This is a genomic window from Pedobacter sp. B4419 (assembly GCF_059693725.1).
The window spans coordinates 2,132,206-2,145,153 of sequence record NZ_JCASSL010000002.1 but is presented as its reverse complement, the minus strand read 5'-3'; the positions used below and the strand labels follow the sequence as shown (position 1 = coordinate 2,145,153).

Annotated in this window: 12 protein-coding genes; 2 read left to right on the top strand and 10 right to left on the bottom strand. The window is 43.4% G+C overall.

Going from position 1 to position 12,948, the window contains the following annotated elements; all coding sequences use genetic code 11:
• The first annotated feature begins 220 nt into the window (after window positions 1-220).
• A complete protein-coding gene (locus tag AC570H_RS20810; protein WP_497358528.1) occupies window positions 221-4,261 on the top strand; it encodes a hybrid sensor histidine kinase/response regulator in 4,041 nt (1,346 codons plus the stop codon).
• 525 nt (window positions 4,262-4,786) lie between these two features.
• Here the strand turns inward: AC570H_RS20810 and AC570H_RS20805 are convergent.
• The 8 genes from AC570H_RS20805 to AC570H_RS20770 all read right to left on the bottom strand — a co-directional run bounded on the left by AC570H_RS20805 (window position 4,787) and on the right by AC570H_RS20770 (window position 11,004).
• Window positions 4,787-5,713, bottom strand: coding sequence for a sugar phosphate isomerase/epimerase family protein (locus tag AC570H_RS20805; protein ID WP_497358526.1), 927 nt, complete (start codon window positions 5,711-5,713; stop codon window positions 4,787-4,789).
• A gap of 383 nt (window positions 5,714-6,096) precedes the next feature.
• Window positions 6,097-6,801 (bottom strand): hypothetical protein, encoded by a 705-nt coding sequence (locus AC570H_RS20800; RefSeq protein WP_497358524.1) that lies wholly within the window; start codon window positions 6,799-6,801, stop codon window positions 6,097-6,099.
• 169 nt (window positions 6,802-6,970) lie between these two features.
• Window positions 6,971-8,044 carry an NAD(P)H-dependent flavin oxidoreductase gene (locus tag AC570H_RS20795; RefSeq protein ID WP_497358522.1) on the bottom strand — a complete coding sequence of 358 codons (1,074 nt, stop codon included), beginning with the start codon at window positions 8,042-8,044 and terminating at the stop codon, window positions 6,971-6,973.
• Between the two features lie 10 nt (window positions 8,045-8,054).
• Entirely contained in the window at window positions 8,055-8,504 is a 450-nt protein-coding gene (locus tag AC570H_RS20790) for a nuclear transport factor 2 family protein (protein WP_497358520.1), read from the bottom strand.
• A gap of 1 nt (window position 8,505) precedes the next feature.
• Complete coding sequence (locus AC570H_RS20785) at window positions 8,506-9,240, bottom strand: SDR family NAD(P)-dependent oxidoreductase (RefSeq protein ID WP_497358518.1); 735 nt, start codon at window positions 9,238-9,240, stop codon at window positions 8,506-8,508.
• A 331-nt stretch (window positions 9,241-9,571) separates the two neighbouring features.
• Entirely contained in the window at window positions 9,572-9,790 is a 219-nt protein-coding gene (locus tag AC570H_RS20780) for a tautomerase family protein (RefSeq protein WP_497358516.1), read from the bottom strand.
• Window positions 9,791-9,801: 11 nt separating this feature from the next.
• Entirely contained in the window at window positions 9,802-10,323 is a 522-nt protein-coding gene (locus tag AC570H_RS20775) for a YceI family protein (protein WP_497358514.1), read from the bottom strand.
• 102 nt (window positions 10,324-10,425) lie between these two features.
• On the bottom strand, window positions 10,426-11,004 hold the full coding sequence (locus AC570H_RS20770) for a Crp/Fnr family transcriptional regulator (RefSeq protein ID WP_497358512.1): 579 nt from the start codon (window positions 11,002-11,004) through the stop codon (window positions 10,426-10,428).
• 102 nt (window positions 11,005-11,106) lie between these two features.
• Here AC570H_RS20770 and AC570H_RS20765 point away from each other — a divergent pair, with 102 nt between their 5' ends.
• Complete coding sequence (locus AC570H_RS20765; RefSeq protein WP_497358510.1) at window positions 11,107-11,292, top strand: DUF2188 domain-containing protein; 186 nt, start codon at window positions 11,107-11,109, stop codon at window positions 11,290-11,292.
• An 80-nt stretch (window positions 11,293-11,372) separates the two neighbouring features.
• Here AC570H_RS20765 and AC570H_RS20760 read toward each other — a convergent pair whose 3' ends face one another.
• Together AC570H_RS20760 and AC570H_RS20755 are read right to left on the bottom strand one after the other, a co-directional pair.
• A complete protein-coding gene (locus tag AC570H_RS20760; RefSeq protein WP_497358508.1) occupies window positions 11,373-12,005 on the bottom strand; it encodes a nitroreductase family protein in 633 nt (210 codons plus the stop codon).
• A gap of 61 nt (window positions 12,006-12,066) precedes the next feature.
• Entirely contained in the window at window positions 12,067-12,924 is an 858-nt protein-coding gene (locus AC570H_RS20755) for an SDR family oxidoreductase (RefSeq protein WP_497358506.1), read from the bottom strand.
• Window positions 12,925-12,948 lie beyond the last annotated feature (24 nt).

Below are 12,948 nucleotides of genomic sequence, written 5' to 3'. Positions count from 1 at the left end.
CTACTGCTTGGTTAGTTTTGGTTTCGAAAAGTGGCGGATAATCACTTTTCGCGCTAACACAAAGCTGATGGATTGAGAACTTAAAAAAGACGAAGATTCGATCAGAAAAGGTAGAAAAATCGGCAAACAAGCCTAAAACACTACCTGTACACAACATTAGGCAGGCCAAAGCCTTGGATATTTTCCTATATTTAGCTTGCTAACCGATTTTGCTTGTTGAATGTATCCATCCCTCAAATTCATACGGGTTTTATTACTTACGTTTTTAATTGCTTCGAATGCTGCTGTTGCGCAACGCCGTTTGTCTTTTACCAACCTTACGGTAGAAAATGGGCTCTCGCAAAATTCGGTAATGGCTATTGCGCAAGACAGCACGGGCCTCATTTGGCTGGGTACCAGACAAGGGGTTAACCGTTACGATGGCTACCGTTTTAAAATTTATAAAAACGAAGAAAAAAACAATGCCGAACTGCCGGCAGGCGAAACCACTGCTTTGCTTACCGATGCCGATGGCACACTGTGGGCAGGTACCTCCAAAGGTTTTGCAGCCTATAATGGCCAAAAAGATATTTTCGAACCTATTAACGGATTAAGCAGCAACAAGGTAGAAAGCATGTACCTCGACCGGCAAAAACGGGTATGGGTAGGCACTTTAGGCGGGCTTAATCTCTTGGCAGACAAAAACCACAGGCTTTTTGAATCCTTTTACTTCAGCAAAAAACATAAAGATGCTGTTAATAGCATTTATTGCATTTACCAAGACGAAACGGGCTTGTATTGGATCGGAACGGGTGGCGGATTAATCACCATGCGTTACAGCAAGCATAAAATTACCTATCAGAAAGTAGCGTTGCCCAATAACATGGCCGATGGCTACATTACCGCAGTTACCGGCGACAAACAGCACATTTGGGTAGGTTCTTCTAATGGCCTTTACCAGCTTGCTCCAAACGGAAAAGTCCTCAAATTCTTTGTGCATAGCGACAACAATCCGAATTCGATCGTCCACAACGATATCAGGGAAATAATGACAGATAGGAAAGGCTTAATTTGGATAGGCACACAAAATGGATTAAGTATCCTCGATCCCGCCAAAGGCTTATTCACCAATTACCAGCACGATCCCGAAAAGCCCTACAGCATAAGTCAAAACTCCATCCACAACCTATTTAACGACAGGGACGGCAACATTTGGGTAGGCACCTATTTTGGCGGGGTAAACATCTCCTATCCTACCCTCACTAATTTTAAGGTTTACCGCAACAGCAAACAGCAGAATAGCTTGAGCAATAATGTGGTGAGTTCTGTTGTAGAAGCCAACGATGGATTTTGGATAGGTACAGAGGGTGGTGGATTGAATTATTTTAATCCGGCAAGCAATACTTTTAAGAGCTACAAGAATAATCCTGCAGATGCGAACACCATCAGCTCGAACTTGGTAAAAATTATAGAAAAGGAAAGCGATCACAGCAACAAGCTATTTATTGGCACACATCGGGGCGGCCTCAATCTTTTCGATCCAGCCACTGGTCAGTTTCGGCACATTGCCAATGTAAGAGATACTGCTGGCACTGTAGGAACGGCCGAAATCATCGCTTTGGAGATGGACAGTCGGGGTGTGCTTTGGGCGGGTTCGGTAGAAGGTTTGACCATTTTGGAAAAGCAGCACAACGAGTATCCCAATCAAACCAGCAGAAGTCCCTTAGAAAAGCAACTCAAAGGCAAGACCATTAACTGCCTTTTCGAAGACAGTAAACATAACCTGTGGATTGGCACCAATATCGGACTTTACCGTTACGACTATAGCCAAAAAAAGCTGCATAGCTTTACCAAAGATGAAAGCGATAAGCTAAAGTTGCCTTCAAATTTTATCAACTGCATTAGCGAAAGCCACGATGGGCATATTCTTGTGGGCAACATGGCGGGTTTGAGCCTTTACGATCCGGCGAAAGGTGCTTTTAAAACCTATACCGAAGCCAATGGTTTAGTGAACAACAATGTGGTAGGGATTATTGAAGACAGTGCACACAATTTATGGCTCAGTACTTCAAATGGCATTTCTGAGCTGAACACTGCCACCAATCGTTTCAGAAACTATAACAAGAGCGATGGCTTGGCCGGCAACGAGTTTAACGTAAGGTCTTATTTTAAAGACCGCAAAGGGCAGTTGTTTTTTGGTGGATTTAATGGGCTTACCGCTTTCTATCCGCAAGAAATTGAACTGAATAATTTTGTATCGCCCTTGGTTTTTACCGATCTTAAACTGTTTAACCAATCCTTAAAAGTTGATGGGGCCGATGAAATACTTGCCCAGCAAATCAATTTAATAGACAAGCTTGATTTTAACCATGACCAGAACCAGTTTACGCTTGAGTTTTCGCTGCTCAACTACCTCAAATCCGACAAGAACAAATATTTCTACAAATTGGATGGCTATGATAAAGACTGGATTGCCACGGTAACGCCTAGTGCCAGCTATACCAATCTACCCGCCGGCAATTACCATTTTATGCTCAAGGCCGTAAACAACGACGGCATTCCCGGCAAGCCTATCCGCAGCATCCAGATCCATGTAAGTCCGGCGCCATGGGCAAGTTGGTGGGCCTATTTGATTTACCTGATCGTATTTGCTACTATTTTGTTGGTTACGGTTCGTTATTTCTTTGTGCGCGCCTTATTGAAGCGTACCGAAGATATACAACAGATGAAGCTTCAGTTTTTCACTCAGGTTTCGCATGAGATCAGAACCCCGCTTACCTTGATTTTGGCACCGCTCGAAGCCCTGTTTAAAAACACCAAAAAACTGCCCGAAGTGAACAGGCAGGTACAGAGCATTAAGAACAATGCCGATCGCCTGCACCTTTTGGTTACCGAACTGCTCGATTTTAGAAAAACAGAAACGGGCCACTTAAAGCTCAAATTTGCACTACAGGAAGTGGTTCCGTTTATCCAGCAGGTTTTTCAGGCCTTTGAGCACTTGGCCGAAAGCAGAAATATTACCTATACCTTGAATTATGAACAGGCAGACATTACCATTTGGTTCGACAAGTTCCAACTGGAAAAGGTTTTCTTTAACCTGCTTTCCAATGCCTTTAAGTTCACCAATGATTATGGCACCATTAGTGTAAACATTAGCAGCAGCGATCAACAGGTGGCTATTGCCGTAAGAGATAATGGCTTGGGTATACCAGAGGAAAGTCGCGACAAGCTTTTCAGCGAATTTTTCCAGGTAGAAAGAGAAAGTTCAACCCATATTGGCTCAGGTATTGGCTTGGCGTTCTCCAAAAGCATTGTAACTGCCCATGGCGGACAGCTTTTATTGGAAAGCAGGGCCGAAACCGAATCTGTTGCTGGCGATACCTGTTTTACGGTTTTGCTTAAAAAAGAGCGACCAAACACAGCTACTTCTACCAATCAGGAAACAAATGCCGACAATTGGGATTCTGTCACTCCATTGCCCCTACCGATCCTTGCCGAAACAAGTACCAAGCAGGATAACCAAAACGAGACCGTACTCATTGTGGAGGATAATTGGGAAATCAGGCAATTGCTCCGCGATTTTCTGGAAAGCCGTTACCATATTGTAGAATGCGAAAACGGACAGGAAGGTTGGGAAACAGCCGTTGCTACGATCCCCGATTTGATTATTTGCGATGTAATGATGCCGGTAATGAATGGTACCGAAATGTGTCATTTACTTAAAACCGACGAGCGGACTTCACACATCCCAGTCATCATTTTAACGGCTATGGATTCGCACGCCCAACAGGTTGATGGCTTGGCCACCGGAGCTGATAGTTACATTACCAAACCTTTTAGCATGGAGTTGCTCAGCCTCAACGTACGCAACTTGTTACAGTCGCGAAAGATCATGCGCAGAAAATTTAGTGGCAATGTAGATGAGCTGCCTCAGGAGGTCATGAATTCGGTTGATCAGCAGTTTATAGAAAAGGTGATTCTGCGTATCGAAGCGCGCCTTTCCGATCAGACTTTTGGGGTGCCCGAACTGGCCAAGGATATCGGGATGACGAGCCCAGTGCTGTACAAAAAAATACGGGCGGTAACGGATTTGACCGTCAACGATTTTATCAAATCCATCCGTCTCAAAAAGGCAGAAGCCCTGCTTAAGGAAGGCATTCACAATGTAGCCGAGGTGGCTTATTTGGTTGGCTTTAACGATCCGAAATACTTTAGCCGCGAGTTTAAAAAACAATATGGCATCAATGCCAAGAATTACCAGTTGGGCGGAGATAAGGATTGAGGAAGATTACATCATCCCGGACTTGATCCGGGATCTACCTCTAGCTAGTCAAAAAGACATTAGTCATTCCGAGGCACGAGGAATCTATTTTGAGTAATTCTCCTTGTTAGATCCTTCGCTTTGCTCTGGATGACAAAATCTTTGACGTTTTTGGGCATGGCTAGAAGAATCAAAACCTGTTAATCCGTGGCTATCCCCATTGCTCTCGGCTTATTATATTTTTGAAAAACAAAGGCCACTGCTCATGGCAAATTCAGCCCTGCTGTCTGCTTTACTTCGTGTCCGCTTCCATCAGGTTTAATAAACTGCCGTTTGTGCAATTTCACGTTCCATTTAAATGTCGTCCCAGACTTGATCTCGGATCTATTTCGAGCTAGTCAAAAAGACATTTGTCATTCCGAGGCACGAGGAATCTATTTGAGTAATTCTCCTTGTTAGATCCTTCGCTTTGCTCTGGATGACAAAATCCTCTACATAGAGGAAATCATAACCTGTTAATCTTTGGCTATATCTAAACGTTTTGTGCTACAAATACCTTTTCCTCCAAACCTGCATCATGTACACATTAATATCCCATTGGTTGGCTACTGGTTGGTTGGTGAATGGAATGGTCGGCATATAGCTCGGTGGACCGAACTCGGTTAGCATAGTCAGTGGTTGGCCTTGCTGTTTCTTCATGGCCACAATCTTGTCCCACCAGGCAAAATGCACATCGACGGCACGTTTCCATTCGGGTGCCCTTGGATCGCTCACCTGAGGCCCTTCTTCGTGCCCCACTCGCGAGTGTACATGATCAGTACGCGAAATGGCCAAATCTACCGTAGCTGGTTGGTCTTCGAGCAGGCTCTCGCTCACATTACACCAATGCGAAATGTCTAAGGTTAGCCTCAAGCCCGAATTTTCCTTCAGGTAGTGCAAGGAGGCCGGAGCCGAATAGAGCATACGCGACCGATGTGTTTCGTGATAGATCGGTACGCCCGTTTCTTTGGCATATTGGATGGTAAAATCTATAAATTGTTTGTTCTCCTCATAGGTAAAGAAATCCTTCCCAGAATGGACATTGATATACAAAGGCTTTTGGTAGGGATTGTTTATCGCCTCGTTCAATACCTTCTTAAAAGTAGCCATATGAGGTGCGAATGAAGGTTCGTCGCCACGACAAAGAAAGCCTACCTCCAATTGATGTTCTTTTAAAGCAGCAAAAAGTTCTTTGGCCACCGTAGGCATCCACAAAATCTCTATACCATCGTAGCCATCCTTCTTTGCTTTTTTGCAAAAATCGCTCACCGAACCATCAAAGCCCCAGTAAGGCGCCATGATTTTGAGCGAAAACCCCGCTGCCGGTTTCACTAGCGAAGGGCTAGGCATAGCGAAGCCCTCCATCGAGCTTAAGAATAAAGCGCTTGTGACTAATGCGCTATCGGTAATAAAATTTCGTCTGTTGTATTTCATGGTTTTGATGTTTCAATAAAACTACTAATTATCCTTAATAGTTGTACAAGCACATCATTGTGTAAAGGAAATCCGATTTTATAACATAGCCTAATCTCTTGTTCTCCATTCTATATGATCCAAATCAAAAGATTTTTTATGCGGGTTAAATACAAAGTTTAAAGTATTTCCTTTTAAACAATGTTTCATTTATGAAAAGATACGAAAAAAGTACAGCTTCTCTTTAAAATTGGTAGTTTCGAATCTTAAGCTAAGCAAGCTTTATATAAAAGCAATAGGAAGGGTTCGTCTTCCGTCTTTTAGTGGCGTTGGCTAGTCCGTTTGTCTTGAAACAAAAGTGACCAAACCGAGCTTGCGAGCTCATAAATACCGTTGAAAAACACTCAAAATCTGCAAGCTAAAACGTGAGCTTCTGATTTGTCAAAGTATTCTGCACTCCAAAAATGCCTATCGTCAACATTCCGGTAGCCAATATTTTCATTCTTATAAGTACCAATAAACGGTTTCTCTAGAAAAACCATAATGGTTTCGTCTTTTGGCCAACCTTTTGAGGTTTCGACAATTTGATTTCCAAGTTTGATTTCGGAATCCAAAATTGCTTTTAAAAACGGATCCAAAGTGTCTATATGTTCTTGTGTTACTATAAGATTCATTTCCTGATAAAGTTTTTTAAGTTCGTCGCTAGTTTCCCAGCCTCCACTTTCTGTCATGGCAATGATAAGATACTTCCTCAATTTTGCCAAAGAGGTTGTTGTCCCGGTAATTTTCGCAAAAGGCCAGGGTTGCTTAGCAGGCGCTACTGAATACTCGATATAATATTCGATATTTTCTTCATCCGATATTGTTCCAAGTCCTTTAAGGGTAACAAACCACGAGCCCAAATAACTATCGATGTTGAGGAGTACTAGGTGTGAGAGTGAGGTCAGTCCATAAATTACCGTTTCCTTAAAAGTATCATTAATGAGCTGAAGCACATTGAGCATGGGTGTACCGAGATCAATAGCGGTACCACTCTTGTTTGGAATAAGGTCTTTATAGAACTCTTCTAGCGATTGACTTTTTTGATCGGAACAACGAACTATAGGCATTTATTTTTATCTATTTAAATGAGACATTAAAGTTAGCTTTTACTTTTTCAAAAATATAGATAAAGAAGATCCGTTCTTCGTCTAGCCGGCGATGTCTAGTTGTTTTTCTCAATTACTTAAATGAGATGCCTATGCATGTTTGTATAAATCTGTTAATCTGTGGCTAAACCTACGAACCAAAATGTAAAGAAGTTTCTTCAATCAGCGATTGCATCAGCTCCTTTGCTTTGGTGTGCTTTAAAATAGGTGCAATCTGTCCGCCCCAGAATAAGATCATGTCCCATTTTTCTTGCTCCAATGCGGCCTTACGCAACGAAGACATCATGGTGGTTTGCAAAGGAAAAGGCAATATACTGGCCTCTTGATGGATCATTTCTTGCGCCACCCGACTGGTAATCCCCCTACCCAGCCGGCCTGTAAATGCCCGAGATAAGGTAGTGTATTTCGCCGCATCTGAAAACAGCATTTGGCGGTGTATCGGCAAAGCATTGGATTCATCGGTTGCCAGAAAAGCCGTACCCACCTGAGCCGCATCGGCACCCAAAGTGAGCGCAGCCGCAATTCCTTTGCCGGTAGCAATGCCACCCGCAGCAATAACAGGTGTTTTAACTTTCTCTTTGATCAATTGCAACAGCACAAATGTTCCGGTGGTAGACGATTCAGCCGATGCCAAAAACGAAGGCCTGTGGCCCCCGGCTTCAAAACCCGAAGCAATAATCAAGTCTACGCCAGCATTTTCTAAAAAGAGTGCTTCATCTAAAGTAGTTGCGGCACCCACGGTTACCATGCCCAACCTGCGGCATTGCTCCAAAATAGTCTCCGATGGCACGCCAAACATAAAGCTGAACACTTTGGGCTTAAGATCCAATACTACTTCTACCTGGTTTTCAAAACGGGTTTGGAAAGGAGCCGGCTTTGCTGGAAAAGCTATTCCCAACTCGTCAAAGTAGGGCTTGAATTGTTTTTTCACCAGTTCAAACTTTGCATCAGTTGCAGTGCCGTTAGCATCGCTATCCGAAACCCATAAATTGAGGTTATAGGGCTTGTTGGTTGCCAACTTGATCTGGCGGTCTACCTCGATAATTTCTTGCGGACTTAACGTATAGGCACCGTATCCACCCAGTCCGCCAGCATTAGAAACCGTAGCTACCAACTCTACCGAAGATAAATTCCCTCCAAAAGGCCCCTGCAAAATCGGATATTGGATGCCCAACAATTGAGCTGCTTTAGTATTGTACCACATGGCTTTAATTTTATGGATTAACGTCTGAAATCATTTTATTAACGATGAACCATTGGCCCTCTATTTTGTGGAAGGAAAGAAATTCATCATAATTAAACTCGTACATTTTTACATGTACCTTGGCCACCGCTATTGAGTTAATCAAATTTATAGAAATAATAGCTCCCTTAAATGGCTTGCCCGAATCTTTTGGGCTTTGGCGATGCGCTACGCCGTCTAGGTATTCGGCCAAGGTTTTGGCATAGGGTTGTCCCTTTACATCGCCAAACAACAAGGTTCGCCGATTGTACAGCTTGGCTAAGGCTGGTACATTTCCTTCGTAGATGCCTTTAAAATAGCGCTCCAACAATTGTGAAATGGCTATTTGATCATTATTTTGAGTTTCCATTTTGATCTTGCTTTGTGCTTTCGCCACCAGCAGATTGCAAGCGAAGAAAGCACCTAAAAAAAGTGTTTTCATCTTAATTCAGGTTGTGTCCGGCAGCAAAACCTCCATCTACATTGATAATGGCGCCACTTATAAAATTGCTTTTGGCCACGGTATAAACCATTTGTGCAATGTCTTCTACTTCGCCCACCCGGTTTAGCAAATGCAAGCCGGCACTTTGATCGGCATCCTCACCATGCATTGGTGTGCGGATAACGCCCGGGGCAACCGTATTAACCCTGATGTTATGTTTGCCAAACTCTGCAGCCAACTGTACGGTTAACGAATGGATGGCACCTTTCGAGCTGATTGGCGCCGTTGTTGGCGCGCCACCCAAGGCATGGTTAACCAATGGCGTACCGATGTTGATCACTACACCATTTTGTTGTTTCAGCATTTGCGGAATTACTGCCTGTGTAGTAAAGAAAGTGCCTTTCAAATTGGTGTCTAAAAAGCGGTCGAGGTAGGCCTCGTTTACTTCCAAAAACGGTTTGGTTTCGAAAATGCCTGCATTGTTGATCAATACATCGGCCGAGCCAAATCTTTCGATGGCTGTTGCTACTAATTTTTCGCCAGTTGCCTTATTGCTTACATTGCCGACTACCAGAGCCAAGTTGGCTCCTGCGCCCAATTCCTGATAGGCCAGTTCCAATTTATCCTGCGAGGCAGAATTGATTACTACGTTATCGCCCTTGGCTAAAAAGTAATGGGCTATTTCTTTACCTATGCCAGACGATGCGCCGGTTATGATGATGGTTTGCTTTTTCATTTGAATATTTTTTAAATGATGATGTTTTTCTATTTTGATCTTTAGGCTCGGACCTTATCCCTCAGCCTTTAGCTTAGTTATGTTTAAGAAAACAATGTAAGTGCTCTCGCCAATTTTTGCCCTTCTCTGCACTTTACTCCATTGCATTCTGTGTCCGCTCCGATAAGGTTTAATTAACAAAGGGTTGTGGTTCTTTTGCTAACCACCTCTCCCTTTGGGCACTCCTCCAGAGGATAATGGATTTATCTTCTGCCTCTGGTCTGGAAGCTCGGAGCATAGTCGACAATCCCATCTTCCATCTCACCTCTTCCATTTTACCTTTAGCCTTTCTTTATTTCTTATCAGCGGTAATGCCTCTTTCTCTTAGTAACGAAACCTGTTCGCCTGCATAGCCCCAATCGTCGAGTTCAATTTCTTGAATCACGACATGCGTTAAATGTGGGTCTTTGTTCAGTATGCTACCCATTAAATCGGTTACGCCTTTAATGAGCTGTTGTTTTTGTTCGCGGGTCACCCCTTCGCGGGTGAGTTCTATTTTAATATAAGGCATGGCTATAAAATTTAGGCAATTGCTTTTGCAGTTAAACTTACATTAAGGTCAAAATCGTTGTAGATGAGGGTATCGCCCAAGTTGGTAAAGAAGTTGCCCGAACGAAATTTCATGTCGTATTTGGTACGGTCGACAACCAGTTTGGCCGAGGCAGTCAAGGTATTGCCGTTGGCCACAACAGCTCCATCAAAGCTGATGGGATGGGTAATGCCTTTAATCGTTAAATCGCCAGTTACATGCTGGTCAGTTACGGAAGTGATGTTGAGTGTAGCCTCTGGGAATTTTTCGCTAGAAAAGAAGTCGGCCGAAGCCAAGTGGCCTGCAAACTGTGCATTGGTAGCCGGATCGCTTACATCTAATATTTGGATGGCAGTGGTGTCGATGGTGATTTTGCCACCAGTTAATTTGCCATTATTCAAGAGCAGCGAACCGTTTTTAATGGCGATGGTGCCATTGTGGGCGCCGGTTACTTTTTTGCCCACCCAATCGATAGTGCTCTGTGCCTGATCGATTTCGAATTGTTGAGTTTCCATTATTTTTATGTTTTGATTACAACACAAAATTCAGCAGGAAAAACGGATTAGCTATGTGACCTAGATCACATTCAGCACAACTGAAAACTTATGTGACATAGGTCACTTTTCGCGTTGGTACAAGCGGCTCAAGGTTTCTCTCGAAACGCCTAAATAAGCGGCGATGAGTTGCTTGGGAACAATATTATACAATTCTGGATAGAGCTTGAGGAGTTCTTCGTAGCGGTGCTTGGCATCGTTGTTCATAAAAGACAATAGCCTTTTCTGCGCTGCCACATAGCCTTTGTTGGTTCGCCAGCGAAAAAAATGTTCTACCTGATGCAGCTTGCGGCATATTTTTTCGCGGTCGCTGTTGCTGAGGCAAAGTACTTCGGCATCGGTAATGCAATCGAGGTTAATGGTCGCTTTGGTTTCGCTGTAAAGCGCATTGAAATCAGATGCCCACCAAGTTGGCATGGCAAACTGCAGGATATACATCTTCAGATCGTCGTTGATGTAAAAACTTTTGAGGCAGCCTGAAAGCACAAAATATTCGCAGTTTACCATATCGCCAGCCGAAATGATGGCTTGGCCCTTTTTGTAGGCCTGGTATTTAAAATGCGAAAACACATAGGCATGCTCTTCATCGCTTAGGGATGCGGTTTTGGCAATGTGGTTTTTTAGGATTTCTTCGGCCTGCATAACCAAAGCTAATTAAAATCCTTTTAGCTACCACCAAAGTCTGTGATGCAATAAATAAAACCAAATCCATTTTGGACTTGTTAAGCCATAAAAAAGAAGCTTATGCCTTGGCCAAAAGGAGAATATCCGCCATCTTACAAAAACCTGCCTGTAAAACTGCGCAACAAGGCAGTAGAGATTGCCAATGCCATTCTGGAAGAAACCGGCGATGAAGGTCTTGCCATCGCCACCGGGCTCAAACGGGCGAGGGAAGTTCAAGAAAAGCCAAAAGAAAAAAGCAAGAACTAAGCATATTTACATCAAATGCAAAGTACTGCCTCCGGTCATTGAGAGAGCAAATACATCGTTTTCAAATCATCATTTGCCAATTAGGGCAAGGCTGTTATAAATTCAGCTAGAGGTTTTCTTACTTTCTGTAGTTTAAAGTTCCAATCAACTGCTTCATCCCTGTAGCCTAGGGCAAGCAACATCGAACTACGCAATCCCTTTTCGGCCAAGCCTAAAAACCTATCTAAAGCTTCAGGATCAAATCCTTCCATGGGTGTTGCGTCAACTTGGTGCAAAGCCGCAGTTGCCAAAGCAAGGCCCAAGGCAATGTTAGCTTGTTTGGCAGCATGATGAAAATTTTCTTCTTGGGTCATTTTTCCAAAAAACTGCTTTGCAAAATTTCGTTGCCGCTCAACTATCGCGCTACTTGTATTTCGAACCAAATTTAAATGATCAAAAACCTTATCAATTCTATCATGCGAATAGTTGTCCCAAGCAGCAAACACCAATAAATGCGACGATTCGACTACCTGTGGCTGGTTCATTGCGATTGGCAACAACTGCTCTTTGAGCTCCTGATTATCAATCACAAAAATTTCATACGGTTGTAGGCCAATGCCCGAAGGTGCCAAATGGGCAGCTTTGATGATAGCTGCTATTTTTTCTTGCGGTACGCGTTCACCAGTCATTCTTTTGGTGGCATAACGCCATTCCAATGCTTTTATAATGTCCATTTTGATTCTGTTGTAGATAAAAAAGCGCCGATACCATTATGGCACCAGCGCTTTCAGAGGATTAACTGGTATATTTAGCTACCCATTTTGCTTTGAGCTCGGCTCGGGCGTTGATAAATTCGATATCCGTTCCCTGTGCAATCGCATCCAAGGGGTAACGCAATGGACGAGTGCCGTTTTCCATGTTGATCAGGTTCAACACGCCATCTGCAATCACCTGCGGATCCATCTTAAATTCGGCCATTTTACCAAACAAACCGGCTCCAATGGCATTGAACATTTCGGTAGCCACAGGATCATAAGCCTTGGCCACTTCTGGTTTATCTGCTGGCAAACCTGCTTTGCTTCCTGTATTCATTTCTGTTGGATATACCCCAGGCTGGATGGTTACGTTTTCGATATTAAACTGCGCCAATTCATCCTGAATGGCTTCGGTAATGGCTTCTACGCTAAATTTAGAGGCTAAATATGGACCCATAAACGGCAGAGCGTGCCCACTGGCACCCGAAGTCAAGTTAATGATCAGTCCCGATTTCGCCTTGCGCATACTTGGCAACACCGCTTGATAGGTGCGGATCACGCCATAAAAATTAACTTCAAAAAGTTGTTTGATCTGGTCTATGCCATAAGCTTCTACCAAACCAAAACCCGCCACGCCTGCATTGTTAACCAATACATCTATTTTGCCGTGTTTGGCCAATGCCGTTTCAAATGCCTGATTTACCGATGCATCGTTGGTGATGTCAATTTCTGCTACTTCTACGTTTGGCAATGCCGAAAGTTCTTTGGCTACCGCTTCGTTTTTACCGGCAGTGCCACGCATGCCTGCAATTACGGTATGACCCGCTTTGGCTAGGGTAATGGTCATTAATTTACCAAAGCCAGTACTTGTTCCTGTTATGAAAACTATTTTGCTCATTTCTTTATCTTTAAATAATGAACC

Excerpts from the sequence above, each read along its gene's own strand:
- AC570H_RS20810 (WP_497358528.1), top strand. The coding sequence starts at position 221 with ATGTATCCATCCCTCAAATTCATACGGGTTTTATTACTTACGTTTTTA.
- AC570H_RS20805 (WP_497358526.1), bottom strand. The coding sequence starts at position 5,713 with ATGAAATACAACAGACGAAATTTTATTACCGATAGCGCATTAGTCACA.
- AC570H_RS20800 (WP_497358524.1), bottom strand. The coding sequence starts at position 6,801 with ATGCCTATAGTTCGTTGTTCCGATCAAAAAAGTCAATCGCTAGAAGAG.
- AC570H_RS20795 (WP_497358522.1), bottom strand. The coding sequence starts at position 8,044 with ATGTGGTACAATACTAAAGCAGCTCAATTGTTGGGCATCCAATATCCG.
- AC570H_RS20790 (WP_497358520.1), bottom strand. The coding sequence starts at position 8,504 with ATGAAAACACTTTTTTTAGGTGCTTTCTTCGCTTGCAATCTGCTGGTG.
- AC570H_RS20785 (WP_497358518.1), bottom strand. The coding sequence starts at position 9,240 with ATGAAAAAGCAAACCATCATCATAACCGGCGCATCGTCTGGCATAGGT.
- AC570H_RS20780 (WP_497358516.1), bottom strand. The coding sequence starts at position 9,790 with ATGCCTTATATTAAAATAGAACTCACCCGCGAAGGGGTGACCCGCGAA.
- AC570H_RS20775 (WP_497358514.1), bottom strand. The coding sequence starts at position 10,323 with ATGGAAACTCAACAATTCGAAATCGATCAGGCACAGAGCACTATCGAT.
- AC570H_RS20770 (WP_497358512.1), bottom strand. The coding sequence starts at position 11,004 with ATGCAGGCCGAAGAAATCCTAAAAAACCACATTGCCAAAACCGCATCC.
- AC570H_RS20765 (WP_497358510.1), top strand. The coding sequence starts at position 11,107 with ATGCCTTGGCCAAAAGGAGAATATCCGCCATCTTACAAAAACCTGCCT.
- AC570H_RS20760 (WP_497358508.1), bottom strand. The coding sequence starts at position 12,005 with ATGGACATTATAAAAGCATTGGAATGGCGTTATGCCACCAAAAGAATG.
- AC570H_RS20755 (WP_497358506.1), bottom strand. The coding sequence starts at position 12,924 with ATGAGCAAAATAGTTTTCATAACAGGAACAAGTACTGGCTTTGGTAAA.